Source organism: Rhodopseudomonas sp. P2A-2r (assembly GCF_026015985.1).
Taxonomy (GTDB): Bacteria; Pseudomonadota; Alphaproteobacteria; order Rhizobiales; family Xanthobacteraceae; genus Tardiphaga.
In genome coordinates this window covers 2394753-2414831 of record NZ_CP110389.1, presented here as the reverse complement: position 1 = coordinate 2414831, position 20079 = coordinate 2394753, and the positions used below count along the sequence as shown (strand labels likewise).

Annotated in this window: 25 protein-coding genes and 1 tRNA gene; 5 read left to right on the top strand and 21 right to left on the bottom strand. The window is 62.0% G+C overall.

Annotation, left to right across the window (positions count from 1 at the left end):
- Positions 1–17: 17 nt before the first annotated feature.
- Positions 18–983, bottom strand: coding sequence for a TAXI family TRAP transporter solute-binding subunit (locus tag ONR75_RS11360; protein ID WP_265082675.1), 966 nt, complete (start codon positions 981–983; stop codon positions 18–20).
- 184 nt (positions 984–1167) lie between these two features.
- Here ONR75_RS11360 and ONR75_RS11355 point away from each other — a divergent pair, with 184 nt between their 5' ends.
- Entirely contained in the window at positions 1168–2139 is a 972-nt protein-coding gene (locus ONR75_RS11355) for a Bug family tripartite tricarboxylate transporter substrate binding protein (RefSeq protein ID WP_265082674.1), read from the top strand.
- A 7-nt stretch (positions 2140–2146) separates the two neighbouring features.
- On the opposite strand, the gene ONR75_RS11350 is transcribed toward ONR75_RS11355, so the two are convergent.
- On the bottom strand, positions 2147–2392 hold the full coding sequence (locus ONR75_RS11350; protein ID WP_265082673.1) for a hypothetical protein: 246 nt from the start codon (positions 2390–2392) through the stop codon (positions 2147–2149).
- 115 nt (positions 2393–2507) lie between these two features.
- Here ONR75_RS11350 and ONR75_RS11345 point away from each other — a divergent pair, with 115 nt between their 5' ends.
- Positions 2508–3470: a Bug family tripartite tricarboxylate transporter substrate binding protein gene (locus ONR75_RS11345; RefSeq protein WP_265082672.1), complete on the top strand. Its 963-nt coding sequence runs from the start codon at positions 2508–2510 to the stop codon at positions 3468–3470.
- A 7-nt stretch (positions 3471–3477) separates the two neighbouring features.
- Here the strand turns inward: ONR75_RS11345 and ONR75_RS11340 are convergent, their stop codons facing one another.
- Positions 3478–4083 (bottom strand): 2-dehydro-3-deoxy-6-phosphogalactonate aldolase, encoded by a 606-nt coding sequence (locus ONR75_RS11340; RefSeq protein ID WP_265082671.1) that lies wholly within the window; start codon positions 4081–4083, stop codon positions 3478–3480.
- Positions 4080–4994: a 2-dehydro-3-deoxygalactonokinase gene (locus tag ONR75_RS11335; protein WP_265082670.1), complete on the bottom strand. Its 915-nt coding sequence runs from the start codon at positions 4992–4994 to the stop codon at positions 4080–4082. Before ONR75_RS11335 ends, ONR75_RS11340 begins: the two co-directional genes overlap by 4 nt.
- Before the next feature lie 161 nt (positions 4995–5155).
- Between ONR75_RS11335 and ONR75_RS11330 the strand changes: the two genes are divergently transcribed.
- The 3 genes from ONR75_RS11330 to ONR75_RS11320 all read left to right on the top strand — a co-directional run bounded on the left by ONR75_RS11330 (position 5156) and on the right by ONR75_RS11320 (position 6100).
- Positions 5156–5231, top strand: a tRNA-Ile gene (locus tag ONR75_RS11330).
- Positions 5232–5326: 95 nt separating this feature from the next.
- Entirely contained in the window at positions 5327–5683 is a 357-nt protein-coding gene (locus ONR75_RS11325; RefSeq protein ID WP_265082669.1) for a hypothetical protein, read from the top strand.
- Positions 5684–5695: 12 nt separating this feature from the next.
- Complete coding sequence (locus tag ONR75_RS11320) at positions 5696–6100, top strand: hypothetical protein (protein ID WP_265082668.1); 405 nt, start codon at positions 5696–5698, stop codon at positions 6098–6100.
- A 28-nt stretch (positions 6101–6128) separates the two neighbouring features.
- Here the strand turns inward: ONR75_RS11320 and ONR75_RS11315 are convergent, their stop codons facing one another.
- From ONR75_RS11315 to ONR75_RS11235, 17 genes are all read right to left on the bottom strand, one after another.
- Positions 6129–8804 carry a restriction endonuclease subunit M gene (locus tag ONR75_RS11315; RefSeq protein WP_265082667.1) on the bottom strand — a complete coding sequence of 892 codons (2676 nt, stop codon included), beginning with the start codon at positions 8802–8804 and terminating at the stop codon, positions 6129–6131.
- A 230-nt stretch (positions 8805–9034) separates the two neighbouring features.
- Positions 9035–9361: a dATP/dGTP diphosphohydrolase domain-containing protein gene (locus ONR75_RS11310; RefSeq protein ID WP_265082666.1), complete on the bottom strand. Its 327-nt coding sequence runs from the start codon at positions 9359–9361 to the stop codon at positions 9035–9037.
- A 46-nt stretch (positions 9362–9407) separates the two neighbouring features.
- On the bottom strand, positions 9408–10718 hold the full coding sequence (locus ONR75_RS11305) for a hypothetical protein (protein WP_265082665.1): 1311 nt from the start codon (positions 10716–10718) through the stop codon (positions 9408–9410).
- Between the two features lie 29 nt (positions 10719–10747).
- A complete protein-coding gene (locus ONR75_RS11300) occupies positions 10748–11149 on the bottom strand; it encodes a hypothetical protein (protein WP_265082664.1) in 402 nt (133 codons plus the stop codon).
- Between the two features lie 125 nt (positions 11150–11274).
- Complete coding sequence (locus ONR75_RS11295; protein ID WP_265082663.1) at positions 11275–11736, bottom strand: hypothetical protein; 462 nt, start codon at positions 11734–11736, stop codon at positions 11275–11277.
- Between the two features lie 53 nt (positions 11737–11789).
- Positions 11790–12239, bottom strand: coding sequence for a lysozyme (locus ONR75_RS11290; protein WP_265082662.1), 450 nt, complete (start codon positions 12237–12239; stop codon positions 11790–11792).
- A 34-nt stretch (positions 12240–12273) separates the two neighbouring features.
- Positions 12274–12507: a hypothetical protein gene (locus tag ONR75_RS11285; protein WP_265082661.1), complete on the bottom strand. Its 234-nt coding sequence runs from the start codon at positions 12505–12507 to the stop codon at positions 12274–12276.
- A gap of 13 nt (positions 12508–12520) precedes the next feature.
- Complete coding sequence (locus ONR75_RS11280; RefSeq protein ID WP_265082660.1) at positions 12521–12922, bottom strand: hypothetical protein; 402 nt, start codon at positions 12920–12922, stop codon at positions 12521–12523.
- Positions 12923–12993: 71 nt separating this feature from the next.
- Positions 12994–13194, bottom strand: a complete 201-nt coding sequence (locus ONR75_RS11275) for a hypothetical protein (protein ID WP_265082659.1) — start codon at positions 13192–13194, stop codon at positions 12994–12996.
- Entirely contained in the window at positions 13191–14036 is an 846-nt protein-coding gene (locus ONR75_RS11270) for a phage late control D family protein (RefSeq protein WP_265082658.1), read from the bottom strand. The genes ONR75_RS11275 and ONR75_RS11270 overlap by 4 nt, the downstream gene beginning before the upstream one ends.
- A gap of 3 nt (positions 14037–14039) precedes the next feature.
- Positions 14040–14267 (bottom strand): tail protein X, encoded by a 228-nt coding sequence (locus tag ONR75_RS11265; protein WP_265082657.1) that lies wholly within the window; start codon positions 14265–14267, stop codon positions 14040–14042.
- A gap of 4 nt (positions 14268–14271) precedes the next feature.
- Positions 14272–14694 (bottom strand): phage tail protein, encoded by a 423-nt coding sequence (locus ONR75_RS11260; RefSeq protein WP_265082656.1) that lies wholly within the window; start codon positions 14692–14694, stop codon positions 14272–14274.
- Positions 14694–17024, bottom strand: coding sequence for a hypothetical protein (locus ONR75_RS11255; protein ID WP_265082655.1), 2331 nt, complete (start codon positions 17022–17024; stop codon positions 14694–14696). The genes ONR75_RS11260 and ONR75_RS11255 overlap by 1 nt, the downstream gene beginning before the upstream one ends.
- Before the next feature lie 38 nt (positions 17025–17062).
- Entirely contained in the window at positions 17063–17470 is a 408-nt protein-coding gene (locus ONR75_RS11250; RefSeq protein ID WP_265082654.1) for a hypothetical protein, read from the bottom strand.
- 66 nt (positions 17471–17536) lie between these two features.
- Entirely contained in the window at positions 17537–17980 is a 444-nt protein-coding gene (locus ONR75_RS11245; protein WP_265082653.1) for a phage major tail tube protein, read from the bottom strand.
- A gap of 167 nt (positions 17981–18147) precedes the next feature.
- Positions 18148–19401 carry a phage tail sheath family protein gene (locus tag ONR75_RS11240; RefSeq protein WP_265082652.1) on the bottom strand — a complete coding sequence of 418 codons (1254 nt, stop codon included), beginning with the start codon at positions 19399–19401 and terminating at the stop codon, positions 18148–18150.
- A 74-nt stretch (positions 19402–19475) separates the two neighbouring features.
- A complete protein-coding gene (locus ONR75_RS11235) occupies positions 19476–19997 on the bottom strand; it encodes a DUF4376 domain-containing protein (protein ID WP_265082651.1) in 522 nt (173 codons plus the stop codon).
- Between the last annotated feature and the right edge of the window lie 82 nt (positions 19998–20079).

Genomic DNA, 20079 nt, shown 5'->3' with positions numbered 1-20079 from the left:
TCCTGTCGCGAAGGGAGCTACTTCACCAATCCGATCTCCTTAAAATACCTGAGCACGCCGGGATGGATCAGTTCCACGCGCGGCGCCGCGGCCACGGTGTTGGCTGCCGTGGTCTCCTTCGCCTGCGGCAGGCGCGCGCCGAGGTCGGCTTCGGCGGCGTGCAGGGTCTTCGCCAGACGATAGGCGACATCGTCGGGCAGGTCGGCGCGGGCCAGCACGAAGCTCCAAGAGCCCAACGAAGAGATCGCTAGGTCCTGATGCGGATAGCTGCCGGCCGGCACCAGCATCGGCTTGAGGAATGTGTGCTTGGCCCGGATGCGGGCGATCTCGGCTTCGTCCGGTGCGATGAAGCGGGCGCCGCCGGGGCTTTCGCTCATGGCCTTGAAGCCGGGCCAGCCGATGCCGGCACCCCACAGGGCGGCGACGCGGCCGTCCAGCACCATGGCCGGACCGTCGCCGGCGCGGTCGAGATAGACCGCGGTAAAATCCTTTTCCTGATCGAGGCCGATGCCATCGAGCACGTAGCGCGCCAGGATCGGCAGGCCCGAGCCCTTGGCGCCGAAGGCCACGGGCTTGCCGACGAGGTCGCGGATGGTCTTGTACGGGCTTTCGGCGCGGACCACGAACATGCCGGGATTGGAGGAAATCGCGCTGAAAATCTTCAGCGGCGTCGGCTTGCGGCCGATGCCCATGAAGGCCTCGTAGGCCGGCTCGCCGGCCACCAGCCCGAGATCCAGCTGGCCGGCTTCCAGCAGCGGAATGTTCTCATAACTACCCTTGGTGTTGCGCGGCGCGATTTTGAGCGTCGGATCGGCGGCCTGCATGGCGGCGGTGAAGGCCGCGCCATAGACGGGGAAGCCGCCGCCCGGCGTTGCCGTGCCCAGGCTGACAATGGTTTCGGGAATCGCCTTGCCTCCTTCTTGTGCCGCCGCAGCGGCGCCGAACAGGAGTGCCGCGGCGCAAACGATGCGAATGATAGTCATGGATCCGGCCTTCCAGGGTTATGCCGTACAGTGACCGGGTTGACGTGGCGTGGGCAAGCGGAACCTACAGAGGTCGCATAGGCAAATCGGTGATTGTGTGAAAACATGTCTGCAACGGGCGCCGACAGCCCGATCGATCCGGCGACTGCCGCCACCGCGGCGCCGGCAACCATTGAGGGGAAGCATGATCGCTCATCTGCGCGCCGGCCTCGTCAGTCTCGTTTGCGTTCTCGGCATCTTCGCCGCGCCGGCCCAGGCCGCGGACTATCCCAACCGGCCGGTGCGCTGGCTGATCGGCTTCGCCGCTGGCGGCCCGGTGGACATCGTGGCGCGGATCATGGCGCAGTGGCTGTCGGACAAGTTCGGCCAGCAGTTCGTGGTCGAAAACCGCGCCGGCTCCGGCGGCAACCTCGCCGCCGCCGCCGCGGTCAACTCGGCCCCCGACGGCTACACGCTGCTGTTCGTTGCGCCGAACAACGCCATCTCGGCATCGCTGTACAAGAAGCTGCCGTACGATTTCATCCGCGACACCACGCCGGTCGCCAGCATCATGCAGCTCACCAACATGCTGGTGGTGTCCAACGCCATGCCGGTGAAGACCGTCAAGGAATTCATCGACTACTGCCACGCCAATCCCGGCAAGATCTCCTACGCGTCGTCGGGTAACGGCACCTCGGTGCACATGTCGGCGGAGCTGTTCAAGGCGATGACCAAGTGCGAGATGCAGCACGTGCCCTATCGCGGCTCGGCGATCGCCTTTCCCGATATCATCTCCAACAAGGTGCAGTTGATCTTCGATAACCTGCCCACCGCGCTGGAGCAGGCGCGCGGCGGCACGGTGCGCGCGCTCGGTGTCACCTCGACGCAGCGCTGGCCGACGCTGCCCGACGTGCCGGCCATCGCTGAAACCGTGCCGGGCTTCGAATCCATCGGCTTCTACGGCATCTCCGCCCCCAAAGACACGCCGCCGGAAATCGTCGAGATTCTCAACAAGGCGGTCGACGAGGCGCTGAAGGATCCCAAGCTGGTAGCCCGGCTCGGCGAGGTCGGCGGCCTGCCGAAGCCGATGACCCCCGCGGAATTCGGCAAGCTGGTCGCCAGCGAGACCGAGAAGTGGCGCAAGGTAGTGGAGTTCGCCGGCGTCTCGGTGGACTGACGCCGGCCTATCCGCCCATCGCATCGTAGGCCGCGACGATCGCCGCGGCCGCCTTGCCGACCTCGGCGACGGACTGGCCGGGCTGATACAAAGCCGTGCCGACGCCGAAGCCGGTGATGCCCGCGACGCGCCATTCGGCGAAGTTGGACGGCCCGGCGCAGATCGCCGCGGCCTGCTCGGGCCGGATGGCGCGCGTGATGCCTTTCGCGCGTGATGCATTTAATGGGTCACGTCGTGCAAAATCTTCGCGCATTGGTGCCAGACCGCACCTGTGGGCAAATCCGTCGATCTATGAAAACATTGTGGCCTCGGGCGAGCCTGAGCCTTGCCACCCGTCCACGCTGATGGCGGATTATCCTGGAGGATCAATGACTGTTTTCTGGCGCGCAGCAATGCTGTGCCTGTTCTGCCTCGCCACCGCGCCCGCTTCCGCGGCGGACTACCCCACCAAGCCGGTGCGGCTGCTGGTCGGCTTCGCCGCCGGCGGCCCTTCTGACATCGTCGCGCGAATCATGACGCAATGGCTGTCGGAGCATTTCGGCCAGCAGTTCATCGTGGAAAATCGTGGCGGCTCCGGCGGCAACCTCGCCGCCGCCGCGACGGTCACTTCGCCGGCGGATGGCTACACCCTGCTCTACGTGGCGCCGAACAACGCGATTTCCGCCTCGCTGTACAAAAAATTGCCCTATGACTTCATCCGCGACACCGTGCCGGTGGCCAGCCTGATGCAGTTTCCCAACATGCTCGTGGTCGCCAACGCAATGCCGGTGAGGACCGTTCAGGAGTTCATCGACTACTGCAAGGCAAACCCCGGCAAGATCTCCTATGCCTCGTCGGGCAACGGCACGTCGGTGCACATGTCGGCGGAATTGTTCAAGGCAATGACCAAATGCGACATGGTGCACGTGCCCTATCGCGGTTCGGCGATCGCCTTTCCCGACATCATCTCCAACAAGGTGCAGCTGATCTTCGAGAACCTGCCCACCGCGCTGGAGCAGGCGAAGGGTGGCAACGTGCGCGCCATCGGCGTGACCACGCCGCAGCGCTGGCCGGGACTGCCGGACATCCCGGCGATCGCCGAGACCGTGCCCGGCTTCGAGTCGGTGGGCTTCTACGGCATCTCCGCGCCGAAGGGCACGCCGCCCGAGATCGTCGAGACGCTCAACAAGGCGATCAATCTGGCGCTGAAGGACCCGAAGCTGGCGGCCCGGCTCGCCGAGGTCGGCGGACTGCCGAAGCCGATGACCCCCGCGGAATTCGGCAAACTGGTCGCCACCGAGACGGAGAAATGGCGCAAAGTGGTGGAGTTCGCCGGCGTGTCGGTGGACTGACGCCGGCCTACCCGCGCATCGCATCATAGGCCGCGACGATCGTCGCGGCCGCCTTGCCGACCTCGGCGGCGGACTGGCCGGGCTGATACAAAGCGGTGCCGATGCCGAAGCCGGTGATGCCCGCGGCGCGCCATTCGGCGAAGTTGGTCGGCCCGGCGCCGCCGACCGCATAGATCGCTGTGTCTGCCGGCAGCACCGCGCGCATCGCCTTGATCCCGGCGGGACCCACCACCGAACACGGAAAGATCTTCAGCCCGTCGGCGCCGGCCGCCAGCGCGGCAAAGCATTCCGACGGCGTCAGCGCGCCGGGCCAGGATTCGAGCTTTGCCGATTTGGTGGCAGCGACGACCTCGGCATTGAAGTTCGGCGACACCACGATGCGGCCGCCGGCCGCCGCGACGTCGTGGACCTGCTGCGCGGTCAGCACGGTGCCGGCGCCGATGGTCGCCACGGCGCCGAAGGTTTTCGCGAGATGTTCGATGGTCTGCAGCGGCTGCGGCGAATTGAGCGGGATTTCGAGGGTGGTGAGACCGGCCTCGATCAGCGCGGCGCAGATCGCCTCGGCCTCCTCGGGCCGGATGCCGCGCAGAATGCCGATGATGTGTCGCGTCATGCCAGATCCTTCGTGAGTTGCCGCCAGGCCGCGCGCAGGCCGGCCAGCGTGACGAGCGCGCCGTCGGCCATCGCGGGAGAACGGCCGAGCGCGCGCAAGGCCTCCGCATAGTGGGCCGCCTGCGCGCCATTGCCAACCAGCGTCAGCTCGGCTTCGTCCTTCCAGTAGGCTTGGGTGGCCGCCAGTTCGGCGCCGATCAGAAGCCCGGACAATCGCGCGCGTGCGCCGGCCGCCGTGAGGCCGGCAAGCAGCGCTTCGGCGCGGACCGAGAACAGCCGCCCGATGAAGCCGGCGGGGGCGGCGACCGTTTCAGTGACGGCGCGGGCGAATTCGGCATCGTCCCAGCCGTCGCCATCGAGGCTGTGGCGCAGCACCGATTGCTGCGCCAGCAAGGCGAACAGCTCGCCGGTCATGACGCTGTGGAACGCGACGATCTCGCCGCCCTGCACCCTGGCCCATTTGGTATGCGTGCCCGGCAGGCAGAGCACGCCGTCAAAGCCCGGACGGTCCAGCAGCAGGCCGGCGATCTGGGTTTCCTCGCCGCGCATGACGTCGGCAGGCTCCGCCTGGCTGAGGCCACCGACGATCATCACCTGCAGGCGGGGATCGCGGGTCGGCGGGCGGCCGACCTGGTCCAGCGCCACCGGCGTGCACGGCACCTGCCGATAGGGCACCTCGACCCAGCCCTGGCGCGCGCCGACCATGCCGCAGGCCAGCACCGGCGTCGGGCGACCGGCCGGCAGCCAGTCGCCGATCAGCGCGAGCAGCGCCGGCTCGAAGCCGTCGCGGTCGAGCCTGGCCATGCCCTTGGCCGACGAGGCCTCTGCGCGGATCGCGCCCGCGCGGTCCAGCCCCCACACCCTCAAATTGGAGGTTCCCCAATCCACCGCGACCCAGGCCACGCCTTCCACTCAAGCTTCTCCCGCATTTGCTGTCCGGCGCGGTGCGCCGGCGGCGGCAGATCAGCGCAATTGGTCCTGCAAGTCCATGGTTTGGGCGGGCCGCCCGCGGCATTGCCGGATCGCGGCCGGCCATGTAAGGGGTGACAGCACCGCGCGCGCGCCGCCCGGCGGGGCCTGTAGCTCAATGGTTAGAGCCGACCGCTCATAACGGTCTGGTTGCAGGTTCGAGTCCTGCCGGGCCCACCAATGATTTCAAAGCTTTACAGCTAAACTACCATGCGCTTCGGAAGCTCCGCCCCAGAAACCGCCCCGGAAACGTCCACTTTATGTCCGCCACCTGCATGCGCGATTTCGTGGTTGACGCCAATAACGACAAACGGGTGAATGCCACTTCCCAGCTACAGCAGAGATTTGAGGTTGAAAATGCCGACCCTCTCCGACCTAGGATCGTTCGCGCAATTTCTGACCCCTATCCGCTTTGGCTTAAGCTATCGATTTCGGCCTCAGTGTTCTTCGCCTTCGTGTCCATACTTGGCTTGATTTTTGCGGCGCCGGCAAAGCCAGCGGATTTAAAGCCAAGCTCCTTAGGCGCAGCAACCCACAACGTGACCTCAAACAATCAAAGCGGCGGAACGACCGCCCACACCATTACGATCAAGGAAGTCCGAACAGATATCGTCAAACCGCCAAATGCATAAGGCCATAATCGAATGACCAATGACCAAACAAATCGGCCTACCATCAACGTTACCTCGAATTATCAGACCGGCGGCATTACCGCCCATACAGTGCATATTAACTCTGCACCTCAGCGGACGATGGGTGCAGAACATCGGAACCAGCTAATCCGAGAAGTACCGAGAGAAAAAGAAGTCGTCATTTGGGCGACCTCGGGGCATGAAGAGTCCCATAATTTCGCGAGCGAGATATTCAACTTTATGAAGGCTTCAGGTTACAGCCTATACGGCGAGGGGCCTATGCCGCAGATGTTCATCCCGCAATTGCTTGGGGTTCGAATAAGAGTTGAGAAGCGGGCGGAAATCGATGTCGGCCTTATGAGCGAAAGCGACAAGAGGGCGGCCACAGCGCCAACAGGCATAAAGATGACGCTATAGTTTACAGATCGGCCATGCAGCTTCACGCTTATTTCGGAGGCTTGTACCTCTGAAGGGTGGCAACAGCTTCGTCACTTGCTAGCTCAAAACTGTCTTCAAGCTGAAACCTCACCTCCGACTGAAGATGTGCGGCGTCCCTTTTCATTTTCTCGGCAGCCTCCATCTTTTTCAAAAGGTCTTTTGCCAGCGCAGCACCCGGCTTAGGCACAACGACATCCTTCATTGCAGACCAGTCTATCCTTGTTCGACCTACTCCGCTGGCCTTGATCAAAAACTCAGCCCTTATCTCAGGGGATCTCAGCATTGCGCAAATCACTTTTGGATGGAGCACCCCGCGAGAATCTAGCGCTGTATATTCACTCGTAATAACACAGCCATCCAAGTCGTCTGAAACATATCCAATTGATCCATGAACGGCATTGATGTGACTAACTACAATTTGGTTCGCTTTTACACGGAAAAGGCGGCTCCCCTTATAGTCGCTCGCCATCACGGTCTCTCCTAGCCGAGCCGTACCGTCATAGCCCACCACGAGATAAGTCACTTCTTCTGCGGATTCCTCGGGTACTACGGTATCCTCCTCCGAGAACGCATGTTCACTGAGTAGATCGCCGATCGTTGTCGTTACGACCCCCTTCTTTGCCCATGTAGAAATCATCCGGCCACTTTTTGCGAAGCAAGACTTTACATCTAGGCGCTCTGCTATTTTGTCAGCGGACACCACAAATTTTGCGCACGCCGCCGCGTTACCCTCTAGGAAGGCGTTGAAAAGAGCAGTGACGTCGGAAATCTCTTTGTTGGCCGCATCTCTGTTCTTTCGGTCAATCGGGAGCACACGCTGCCTTTTTGGATCGTCAATTCCAACGTACCGGCAGGCATACATAAAGACGGGCGGCTGCTCTTGCACTTGAACTTGAACTTGCGCACCGTCGGCTATTTTGCGTTTCTCAAGCACGACGAATGACGTCTTTACTCTGGCTTGCGATCTCTGAAACGCGTCACCGGGCAACGATACGATGGCGCGAATGAGAAAACGATCACGTAGGAAATCTCGAAATCCTCGATAGTCCCGACCACTCAGCAGACCGTCATCAATTACAGAAACAAATCGCCCGCCGACCTTGAGAACATCATGATAGCGTTCAAAAAATAGCAGACTCGACTTGACCTTTTGCTTACCCTCCGCGATGTCGTACCGGTCAAGTACCGCCTGCTGAATCTTGTTAGTGCGTTCGTACTGCTTGGCAAACGGTGGATTCGTCAGGACAACGTCAAAAACGCCATCTTCGGCGCTGTCGAGAAGCTCTCGGAGCTGATCAACGTACCCCTTAGTCTCGATCTCACTGATATCGTCAGTTTTCAGATCCTTGTCTAAGAAATCCGCCTCAAAAATTGAAGTGCCTCCATCTCCGTGCAAATACATATTCATTCGGGCCAGGCGAGCCTGGTTGGGATCGCGGCCAACGTCAACGCCATAGAGAGCCTTAGTTGCTACAGCACTTCTAAGGTCCTTTCGTTCGTCCGCTGAAAAAGTGGAGTTGTTGTCAATTTTTGTCCACATATCAGCAAGGGCATCGATCAAAAATCCACCTGTACCGCAACAGCCGTCCAAAACGCGATCGATATGCGTTTTATCCACTCGCAAACTCGCAAGATTAGTTCCGAGCTTAACAACACTTCGCGGCGTGAAGAATTGACCTAAGTCCTTTCCGCGCATCGTCGCCGATAGGAACGTCTCGAATAATCTTCCGTTTAAGTCGACATCAATGCCGAATAAGAAGACTCCCTCAAGCTTGGAGACAACGTAGCGGATGGTCTCTGGATTCAGTCGAAGTTTATCATCTACGTCGAAGATGCGCTTCCTCTTACCTTTATTGATCTCACCTTCAATTTCTACAATCAGTTTTTGAAACTGAATCGTATCAACTGGATTTGGCGTATCTATCTCGCGCTCCTTAATCCAGCGAGTAGAGAAATTTACTTCAGTGGCAGGCACATCGAAATGCTCTTGCCAAATTAGGTCGCCAGACTCGTCACGAACCCGGCGATCCGAAAGCAGCTTGAGGAAAACAAGCTTCACGAATTCTGTGAAGCCCGCAGCTTGGCTCATGTTGTCGCTGTTATAAATATGCTGATGGCAGCGCGCGAAGATTGCATTCACGTCTTCAATGGACTTGCGCTCGAAACGATGCATGTGCTGAGCGGGAACAACGGATTCTGCTGTGGCCTTGGGCGCGAGAAGAGCTTGCATTCTCTTGAACTTTGGATGGTCGAGCTGGAGTTCAAGAAAGTGCGCGTCTATAAGGGGCTTGCCCTCCGTCCAGTCGAACACCAACGTGTTCTTGCCGTTAGAAAGCACCATGTATCGGACAGGATTTTCGCCCTCAAATTGCTGATTGAGCGTAATGGCATAAGAGGAAATCTGCTGAATCCAGCTCGTGAGGCTTTCGTGCGGCGATTTAGCATCAATGACAATTCGTGGTTTGCCATCAAAGGAAAGCAGGTAGTCAGGCCGATACTTAACGGACTTCGATCCCAGCGCAATCTTAGTTGTAGGGATGTCCTTTTTCAGCTTGATCTGTGAGTCTTTGTAGCCCAGTTTTTTGACCAGCGGGGTAATCAGGAAGCTCTCGACGGCGGCCTCGTTGTGTAAATCGGAGAACTGGCAGAACATGTTCTTCTTCGCCGCATCCGCCTTAGACATAAGCATTCCCTTCGCTGGCAACCGATTGGGCTACCTCCTACAGGACAATCCCTGATTTGCCGAGAGCTTTGCCCGACCACGGCCAAAGAGATGGCGACCAATCTAGCCAACCGGTGCAAGCCTCAAGCGGACGACCCAGCAGCTCAAGCCTTGCATTGTCGGATAATTCAGCATTGACCACATTACCCCATTGTGCCATGCCATCGTGGCGTGAGGCGGCCAATACGCTGCTAGGTTGATTGCCTTGCGGCTCGCGGCATCGGCAAGCCAAACTCCCTCTCAAGTTCTTCCTGCAACAGCGCCAGCGCCCGCCATGCGAGCGCGGCGCTTTCGCGCGTCTCGCCGTCAAAGCCGCCGCGCCCGACGAGGTGCCGTACAATGCAGTCAGCGTGATCCATAGATTTGCCGCGAGCGTGATGCATTTCCTCACCGGGATTGTGCTTTTCATTGCCCAGGTAGGACAGCCTGGCAACCTCGGCGAGCGCATCGGGGAAATAGTCGAGCAGGCCGCGCGCCATCGGATAGGTTTTGCGTGTGGCGCTGTCGGCGTCGATCATGCGGCGCCTCGCCGGCGCCTCGGATATCGGTTTCATATTGTCCCCCTCATGCGGCGCGCCGGCGCGATGCCGGCTTGCGGGCGCGGGCGGCCGGCTTGGCGATCGCAGCGCGGCGACGCGGCGCGGCCTTGCGCATGGACGGCGGCGGGATGTTGACGCGGTTGCGGCCTTCCTCGCCGTTGACGCGATGCAAGGTGATCGCCGTTAACGACTGGCCGGAATTGTAGCCGGCGCCCTTGGCGTGGTTGTCCTTATCGGCCAACGTCTGGAACGACTCGCATCGCACGTCGCCGACTTCCTTGGCCGACTCGTGGTGAATGTGGCCGGACAGAAACCAATGATAAGCGGTCGCGCCCCAATCCTCGCGGCGTTCGGTCGCCATCGTCATCGCCATGCGGTCGGGCCGCATCTTGTCGCCGTGCGCAGCGCCGATCAGCGTGGCGCCGAACCGGCGGAAATACAGGTCGCCAGGAAACGAGATTTTCACCCGCTTGTTGCGCGCGTAGAACGTCGCCAGCGCGACCGTCATGGCGCGCGCCGCTTCCGGGTCATGGTTGCCCGGAATGTTGGCAACCTCGACGTGCTCGTGCTTTGTCAGCGCGAGGTCGATAATCGTCATCATAAGTTCAACGCCGGCCGTTAGCACCTTGTAGAAGCGGCCATCAACGTCGAGTTGATGCCCCGAACGCGGCGTGACGTTGCGCTGATCGTTTGCATGATACCAATCGCCGAGGTTGAGGATAAGCGCGTATTTCGACCGCTCGGATTTCGCAACCAGGCGCGCGGCACAATCGAGCAGCCGGCGGGTGCCAATGGCGAGATCATAATCGGCGCCGGTTTCGCGGCCCCAGGCGAGCAAGCCGAGGTGTTGATCGGCGATCGGATACACCGTCAACAAATCGCGATCGACGCGGCGCGGCGCGGCGAACGGCTTGGCGCGGCCCTTGTACTTGGCGAACGCGCCGAGCAGCGACGACACCAGGTCTTTGGTGATGCCGTCTTTTTGCGTCTTGATCCATTGGTTGCGGATTCGGCCCTCGCCGTCGACATAAGCCGAGACGCCCTTGACCACCTGGCCGGCGGCGAGTTCAAACTTGCCGCCGGTCGCCTTGTGCTGTTGCACCCATTTCGATTTGACGGCGCCGCTGTCGTCGTGTTGCGTCGCGGTTTTCTTGATCTCATAGCCGGGCAACACCGGATCGAAGCCCATCAGGCCGCGCTCGGCGGCCCGGTGCAGTTGATTGCGAAACGCGGTGCGCGACAGGCCGACCGCGAGCGCCGCCGCCCGCTCGGAACCGTGCTTAGCTTTGAGGCGAACAGCCGCGCGGCATTGTTCGTCGGTTAGACGTTCTGACATTTGAAAGATGACCCTGATACTAAAGGCCGCTATCGCGGCGGCAACGGGTGCAACTGACCTTGCGTATAAGCGAGATCGCGCGCCGTCTTGTTGTGTTCGTCCCAAAGCTTCACGACACGCCCCTCGGCGAGCCGATCGCGCTCGATACCCTCGCGCCGCAGATTTTCCGTGAGGGCTTTTTGTTCGGACAGAGCCTCGCGCACGGGCAGGAACAGCGCACCGCCGATCGACATGATCACACCGACCAGCAAACTAAGCATCTGCCATTGCGGCGTCGTCTTAGTGTCGAGCTTCTGAGATAGCAGCGTAAAGCCCGCGTCCATCTTGGAGTCGATGGCCTGTATTTCGTTGCGCAAATCCGAATGGCCGCGCTCAAGAAATCCGACCTGAGTTTGCAGCGCGCCGAGATTGCCGCCGGCGTCGCTCGTCATCGAACTGCCCCCGTGCGAAGCGCTCCCGTTGATCGACCTGGCACTCGCGCGTATCGCCGAGGCTATCGATCGCGCCGGCCAGAACGACACGCGTTCGGACCAATGCGACCTTGGCGCTTTGCCCCTTAACGAGCGACGGCATTGAATATTCCTTCGCCAATTCTTCGCAGTCGCGAGGGATCTGCACCGCCGCGATTGACGGCGCCGGCCCGGCGCGGTCGGATGTTTTGCATCCCGCTAATGTCATCGTCATCAAGGCCACAGTCACCGACAGGGTGCGCGGAAAGTCGCGTTTCATAATCATTCGCCTTCATCTGCGCGTCGACAGCCGCAGCGGCCGAGGCATCCGCAAGCTTGGCTTTGACCGCCGCAGCCGCGAGTTGATTGGATAGTTGCATTTCGGAAAACGCCAGGTCGACGCGTAGCCGCGCAATCTCGGCGCGACCGTCGGCCGATCGGCGATCGACCAGCGCGCAGACGAGGCCGAACGACAGGAAGGCGACCAGGCGCGCGACCCGCGCGTAAGGCCCGACGATCGGGATTTTGTCGGCGAACGGGAAGTAACCGACCAGCGAGACGAGCAGCACGGCGACCGCAACCCACTGCGCCCATGATGTCGCGAGGGACCAAAGCCAATCGGTCATTTTTTCAGCCCCGCGAGACACACCTTGCGCTCGGCCGCACGGCGATTGGTCAAGCCGCGAACCTCGCGACCACCCGCACGATTCCACCCCATCAGCGCATTGCAGGCGCCGACACCATCGCCGGCATTGTAAAGCCGAACCGCCGTCGACTTGCAGGCGCCGCGCTCGCCGACGTTGTAGGCAAACGAGCCGAATGCGGCGAGCGTTTCCGGCGAGATCGGCGCGGTGATACACTTCGCAACGGACTCGATGTAGCGCGGCAGCTTCTTTTCGAGCATGTCGAGACACTGTTGCTTAGTGTACGTGTCACCGATCCGCACGCCTTCCGTCTCGCCAAAGCAGACAGTCGGAAGGTTGTAAGCAAGCTTGTCCGGCTTGGCGGTCAGCCAAAGCCCCTCGAAACTCGCCGTCATCGGCGTCGCAAGGTGCGCCGCCGCCAGGATCAACGCCGCAGATGCGGCGCCGATCGCACCATGTTTCCTATTCATCGCCATTTGAGCGGAATTCCTTTTGCGATACGAACCGGCACCAGACGGCGGCGATCGTGGTTGCGCTCGACAACGAGGCGAAAAGGCCCCGCGGGATCGGCGGGTTATCCGCGAACACCGAAAAGCCGACCTCGAGTCCTGAAAAAATCGCCGTGAGGGCGATCATGCGAACCGACCAGGCGTGCCGCAGCACGCGGCGCCAGTCGGCGACGAGTTGCAGTTTCATTTGCTTTCCCCGATTAGAGGGCGCGCAGCGTGGCGCGACCCAAGGGCCGCACGCGATCGCGCACGGCGTTTCCGTCGTTCCCCGAAATCATGCGGACCATTCCGCCGCCGAGGCATTCCGTGATCTCGCCGACATGGTGCGGCCAGACCGCAACGAGGCCCGGCCGACAGACCTTTGCCGGGCTTCCCAGCCCCGCCCAGGCGCGCGCCAGGTTGAGGCGCGTGTCGGCCAGGCCGTAGCGCAGCCGCAGCCAGCAGCCGCACCAGGGGATGCCACGGCACGGCGCCGGCCGACCGGCGACCGGCGGCGCGGCGGCCTGGCGCGCGTGGTGATGGTGGCGATGGTGATGGCGCGGGCGCGCGTCGGCAGCGCTTGCGACCAGGCAAAGCACCGCCACGGCGAAAAGCGTTCGCATGGCAAATCCGTGATGTTTGGAGAGGATCGAGGGCGGCGCCTGGCCACCCGTTTGTTTCGTACGATACGGCGCTAGGAAGCGGCGCCGGCGCGGCTATCGGTGCCGGCGTCGCCGCTCGGCTGTTTCAGCGTCAACTCTGAGATAAAGCCGCCCTGGCGCTTATAAGTGTGCGTCACGGTGTCGATGCGATAGGTGCCATCGATACCAGGCCGCACGCCGGACACCTCGCAAGGCGCCTCGGCGCGCGCAGCGGTGTTGCCGTCGATCGTCACGGTGCCGCCGCCCTTTTCGCGGTCGCCACCCTTTTTCGACGAGCCGGCGCTTTCCTTCGAACCGTCGGCGTCGAATTCGGAAAACCGGCCGAGCATTTCCGCCGGCACGCCGGGGATCGCCTCGACCTTTTCCCGCATCCATTTCGCTTTTTGGAATCGTACCAGCGCGCGACAAATTGCTTGAACTGCGGCCGGCCGCGCGCTGGCGACAGCGACCACGAAACGAGATTGTCGCCCCAGGCCGCCTTGACGCCGGCGAGCGCGGTGCCGCCGGCGCCGATGCCCTCATTGCGCGGCACAAAGGTCGCCTGCCCGTTGCGAATTTTGAACGTCGCGCCGACCTCACGCGCCAGCTTGTCGCCATAAGCGACAAAGCTTTGCCCGGTCATGCCCCACCACTCGCGCTTGATTGAGGCGAGCGAGCCGTGCACCTTGACCGTGACGCCGGCGTGCTTACCGGCATCCTCCAACACGTCGCCGAGGGTTTTATCGTCCCAATGTTTTTCCCTCGGCTCTTTCACCTTGGACTCGGTGTCGGCCGACTTCGCGGTGATCGACATCATGCGGCCCTGGCCGCGACCGCCGGTCGACAGCACATCCTCGATCTTGCCCTCGAAAACCACCGACGCACCGCCCTCGCTTTCCCATCCGAGCGAGATTGAGATCGGATCGTTTTTCGACGGCATCGCGATCCGGCCGCCGTCGTCATCCAACTCGATCGACGCGGTGTCGGCGTTCAAGCCGGCCGAGTCCGTCACCGAAATTTCAGTGACGAGCGCATTAAAGCCGGCACCGACCGGAGAGCCGCCGACCGATACCGAAAATACTGCTTTGCGGCGCATGCGCTAATCCCACAACGTGATGACGGGCAAGGCGTTGACGGCGCCAGGCGTCGGCACCTCGATCTCGACCAGCGTACCGACGGGTAGGATCGGGCCGAGGGCGGCCAACCCCGGATTGATGTCAAGCGTGCGCTCGACCATGCCAGGCGTCGCCGCGCGAAACCGTCGCCATAGCAACAGGTCAAGCGTCGTCGCCTCGTGCGCGACGAGTAGCGTTTCTTTCGACGGCATTGGATCACCCGAACAGGCTAAACAGGTTGGCGATGTAGCTTGCCGCGCTCGGCGGATCGTCGCGGATCAACTCGATTTCGAATTCGATCATGCGACCGATGCCGCGCCCGTCGAGATGACTTGACGACTCGCGCACCCGCTCGATCAGAAACCAGCCGAGCGGCGTGCCATCACCACGCAACAGCAATTGCGGCGCGCCGTCGTCGCGTAGCGCATTCAGAATAGCAAGTTCGCCGAGGCCGCCGAGTTTGTGCGGGAACAGCCTACCGCGAAATGAAATCCGCTCGTCGCCGGCACCGACGAATTCGTGCCCCTTGCGCCGGCCGAGCAAATCCTTAGAGGCGAAGTCGGCCGCATGCGTGCGGTCGACCTCGTGAGTGTTGAAGGGCGCGACCTCGAAATCGAGAGGGCCGAGAGCGTACAGCATTAGGAATACTCCGAGTCCACAAAGCTACCCCGCGACCGATCGTCGATCAGCGAGCCGAGTTTCGTTGACGTGTCGCGCGCGGATTGCTTGCCAGGCGCGGCGCCGCCTGATGGCGCGTTGACCTTTGGCGAGATCGTCGGCGAGGCCGAGAAATTCAACATGCCTTGCATCCGCCCGACCGACGCGGCGACCGCCGCCTCGGCCTCGCTCAACTGCCCTTGCAGATTTTCCGTGAACGCCGCGCCGGTTTTCTGGCCGGCATCAGCCGCCGGGCCGGCGCCGTTTAGCTTGTTGAGCATGCCCTGCACTTGATCGCCGATATCGTCGAGCGAGTCGTCGGTGCCAGGCGCCGAGGTCGCCGGCGCGTGCTTCATGTCGCCGAAATTCGATTTCTTGGCGTCGAGGCGCGCGGCGACTGCGGCTTTCGCCTCGGCCTCGCGCTTGGCGAGCATTTCGACGATTTCCGGCGAGCCGGTCGAGATCGCCGAGGCAAGCCCGGCGTCGCCGGACATTGCGCCGAGCATGCCGTTTTCGCGGACATCCTTGAACCCTTCCGGGTTGTTCTTGATGATCTCGGCCGCGACCACGGCTGCAGTCGCACCGCCGGCGAGCACGCCGCCGATCACCGCAGCCGGGCCGGCAACGACGCCGGATGCCGCACCGAACACGCCCGGAAAAATCGAACGCAACGCCGTCGAGGCCAGCGCCGAACCGGCGACCAGGGCGCCGATCGCGCCGGTTATCTGGCCGACTGCCGAGCCGCCCGACTTCGCTGATTCCGCCAGGCCGTTGATCAGCGTCGCAAGCTTGTCGAGGCCGGTTGATGCCGCCGGCATCATGCGCTCGGTTAGCGACGCGCCCCAATTGCGCAATTGCGCCACCAGGCCGTCGAGCGCGACATACGGGTCTTTATTCGGCAACCCCTTTGCCGCGTCGATGCCGGGCGCCTTGCCATATTGCTCGGCCTTGCGTTGGTACTGCGGCAACTGAGTGACGATTTTGGTAAAGAGATCGGCGACCATCTGATTCGAAAACAGCTTCGACATTGCGCCGGTAACGGCGGAATTATCGTTGATGTCGACGCCCTTTTTCTGCAACGCCGGAATCAATTTCTCGATCGCGTAGTTGAACGGGTTTTGCATGATCGACTTTTCGTCGAGGAACTTGCCCTTTTTGTCGCGCAGGCCGTATTCCTGTTGCACGCCTTTCGACTTCGCGGTCGCCCGGCCGCCGATCACCTGAGACACCATCGATCCGAGCGCTGTGCCGAGCCGATCCGGCCCCATGTCTTGCATCAGCGCCGGCGCGATCGACATCAGGAATTCCGGCGACAGCGACGAGCCGCCGGACTTCGCCATTTTGGCGACCTTGAACAGGTCGCCCATGTTCATATCCGCGCCCTCGACGCCGAGCGCCTTGATATACCCGTCATAGAGCGTCCGAATTTCGGTCGGCTCGACCTTGCCGAGCGTATCAAGCGCCTTGAAAAACTTGCGGCTTTCCTCGATCGCCGCCGCCGGTCCCTTGAGGGATTGCAGCACGGTATGGCCAGCGCCGAGCGTGTCTTGCATCTGCACGGCCTTACCGACATCGCCGAGTGACATGCCGGTATCGCGCAAGCGCTCGTGCGCCGTCGCATAATCCATCGACTTGTAAGTCGCCGACATCGATTTTGCAGCGGCCACGATCGTCGCGGTTTCCGACGCCGTTAGGCCGCCGAGATAGTCGCGCGCATCCTCGCGCATGTTGGTCGCGCCAGCCTTCACCGCAGCGCCGGCCACGCGCCGAACGCCATACGAGCCGAGCACACCAGCGGCCAGGCCGCCGGCGCCGGCGCCGTCACCGCCACCACGGCGCGCCTTGTTGCTTTCCTTGGCGACACGCTCGACCTTTCTCAGGCTCGCGATCGTGTCGCGCTCCCATTGGTCGAGTTTCGGCATCGACGACATGAGGTTTTTGGACGTGATCGATTTGGTCAAGCCATCCCAGGCGCGCTTGACCTCATCAAGCTTTTTGCCGGCGACGCCGAGTCTCGCGATCTCGTCGGTGAAACCCTTTGACCAATTGACTTGCGTTGCGCCTTTGGCCGCCGTGGTAACGCCCTTGATCGAGGCCGCGAGCGTGTCGGCGCCCTTTGCCGACGCCTTCAAGCCCTCGGCCGCTTTGCCGACGACAGTTAGTGCGTCGGAAAGCTTTTCCGCGCCCTTGGCGCCGGCGCCGACATGCGAGGCCGCCTTGTCGACATCCTTCAAGGCCGTCGCCGCGCCCTTGGCGGGACCGCTCACCTTGTCGACTAGCGAGACGATCAGTTGCGCCGTTGCGTTGCCCATGTCGTCACCGTCCCATTTTGCGCACGTCGATCGCGGTATCAAACCATGCGATCAGGTCGAGCCAATCCATCGCCATCAGAACGGGGATCGGCGTATTCAGAGCGCCAGCGATGAAGCCGACGTAAAATCGCCACGCCGCCGGCGCTACGCGTCGGCCGTCCGCAGCGACCGGGGCAAAAATCCAGCACCGCCCGATTGACCGCATCGCTATCGTCGGCGTCGAGCGCGTCGATCACCGCCATCGGGCAATCAAACATCGGCAACTCGGCCTTGCCCTCGGCGCGTGTCGTCTCGACGAAATCCGACACCTCTTTCGCCGTCATCCGGCGCACCGTGATCTTATCGATCACGCGACCGTCGAATTCGATCGGCCATTCGAGCGGCACGATCGCGCTGCGCACCCGGTCGCCGGCGAAACGCGGCGCAGCCACGGCGCCGGCGATCACCGCCGGCGCATCCTTGATATCAGTCATCGTTTTACCCTTAGTTGCTCGATCGAGTTGCAGCGCGGCTTACGCCGCGCCGGTGACGCGCAGAATGCGGTTTTCGTCGCCGTTCTGATCGACGCCATCGACGCGCCATGCGTTGGTGAAAAAATCCCAATAGATTTTTTCCTTGCCGTCGAAATGCAACTGATACGACATGATCTCATTCATGGCGTAGTCGTATCCCATCAGGTCGCCGCGCTTGAAGGCGTCCGGCGACACCTTGCCGAGCCGCGCCTCGATAATGGCCTTGCTTTCGATCGAGCGGCCGGTGCGCTTGTCCATGATCACGCCGTAAGACGTGAAAACATTGCGCACCCGCGAGCCAAGGCCGAACTGCACGAGCAAGTCGGGATCGAAGCCTTTCAGCTTGAAACCGGCTTCCAGCTTTTTCATGCCGAGTTCGAATTCGACGCCGAACAGAGCGCCGCCGGCGGCGTGGTCGCCGTAGTTGGCTTCCAGCGACGGCAAGCGCATTTCGTCGAGCGTGAGGTGCTTGGATTTCGTCGGGTCATGGTCGCCGCAAAAAGGTTGGCGGCAGTCATCACATAAATCGTTCCGGCCATCGGGCGGACTCCTATTCAGATTTCAGGAAGGTCGATCGGCCCGTCGCGAACGACGGGCCGCAATGTCAGCCGTTAGCCAACGAGGTCGGAAGTCTGCGACGCCAGGTCATCGACCAGCACCTCAAGCGCGTGCGCATAACGCCGGCTGTCGATGTCGATGCGGCGGAGCACCGGCGGTTCCTCGGCTTCGAAGTAGCAGCGGAAGCGGCCGAGCCGCAGATTTTCCGGCGAATTCTTGTCCGGTTCGAAACCGACCTTGAAGCCGAGAATGTGATCGTCGGCTTTGAGGTCGCGGAGGAAACCGTGCATTGTGTTGAGCACCGCCTGAATCGTCTGGCGCGTGATGTTGAACTTGCCGAGATAGAAGCGCAGCGTCCGCAGCAAGCCGAGGTGAATGTAATCGCGCATGCGCGTCACATTGTAGAACTGCCACAGCGGATCGGTGTCGGCGTTGTCGGTGCCGACGAACACGAAACCCGACGCCGAGATCGCAGTTTCGACGCCAAGCTCGCCGCGCAACAGCACGCCGATGTTGTTCGAAAGCAAGTCCTGGCCTTCGGTCGCGCCATCCGTCAGCGAGAAATTGACGTAACGGTTCGGGCCGAGAATGCCGTTGATCGGCTGATTTGCCCAGGAATGACCAGGCACGCCGCGCTTTTCATAGTCGCGACGAACGGCGACGCCGAGGATCGCGCCAACGCCAGGCGCCGACACCACGTCGACGCCGTGCTGCACTTTCGTCCACGCGTCGACCGGGATCAACCGGCCGGACGCCAGCGTTTCGCGCCAATTCTTGATAGCGGTCGCGTTGGTACCCGGTCCCTCGACCACGGCATGCGCGATCAGCTTGGACAGAATGCCAGGCAGCGCGGCGCAAACCGGATTGGCTAGGTCATCGCCGGAAACCTGATGCGTGTAACCGGGCACGCCGATCAAGCGCGGGATCACGCCGAGGATCGGGCCGGCCTGCAACAGCGCGAAAAGGCCACTGCCGTCGGCTTCGACGCCGAGGATGTTGGCGATCGTGGCCGGCGCGTCGACGCCTGGCGCCACGCGCACAACCACGACTTTCGCCGCGACCTGAAAATCGGCCAACTGCGCGTTGATCAAGGCGATCTGATCGCGCAGCGTGCCGGTTGCGCCAAGCTTGGTCAGCATGGTGATATCGGACGAATACACCAGCACCGGCGTATCGAGCGGGAACGCGGCGGCATCAGCGGCCGGCGCCGTGCCGACCAGGCCGACGACAGACATATCGCTAACGACAACGGGCCGCGCCTCGTTGTCGTCGCGGGTGATGGTAATTCCGAAAGTCGGTTCGGTCATGCTTTTCTCTCTTTGCTCAAAGAAAAGGCCGCCCAAATGGACGGCCTCAAGGTGAAGGGATGAAGCGGCGAGGCTTACGCGAAAGCGGCGTCGATCTCGGCCGTCGTGGTGATGGTGCCGGCGGCGATCGCCGCCTTGACGCTGGCACGGATCGAAAAACAACGGTTGACGTGCGCGGCAACTGCGTCGCTGATCATGATCATGGTCGCGGCATCGATCGGATACGTCTGATCGTTCGCCGCATCCCATTCCGTCGACCAATTCGGGTCGGCATCGGCGGCCACGCGCGAGCCGAGGATTTTCAGTTGCGACCGATCGTCGGTTGCGACCGGAATGCCGGCGATCACGACGCCGCCGATTTCCTTGCGCCAACTGGCATCCTTGGCGTACGCCAGCAAGTCGACAGCGACCGGCACGGGCACCATTCGCAACGCCTGCGCGGCGAGGCCAAGGTCGATCGCCGCGATAATGCTGTCGCCATCCGGCCACGGCATATCGCCGCCGGCGACGATATCGCCCTCGGCCATGTAACAATGTCGACGCCCCTGGCTGTAAATCTGCTCATTGGCGCCAGCTAACAGCGGCGGCACGGCCACGCCAAAGTCGGCCGAAAAATTCGCCGGCGTATCCGTGTAGGACAACGCGACGCCCCGGACGCAAATATATCCGTCCGGGTGG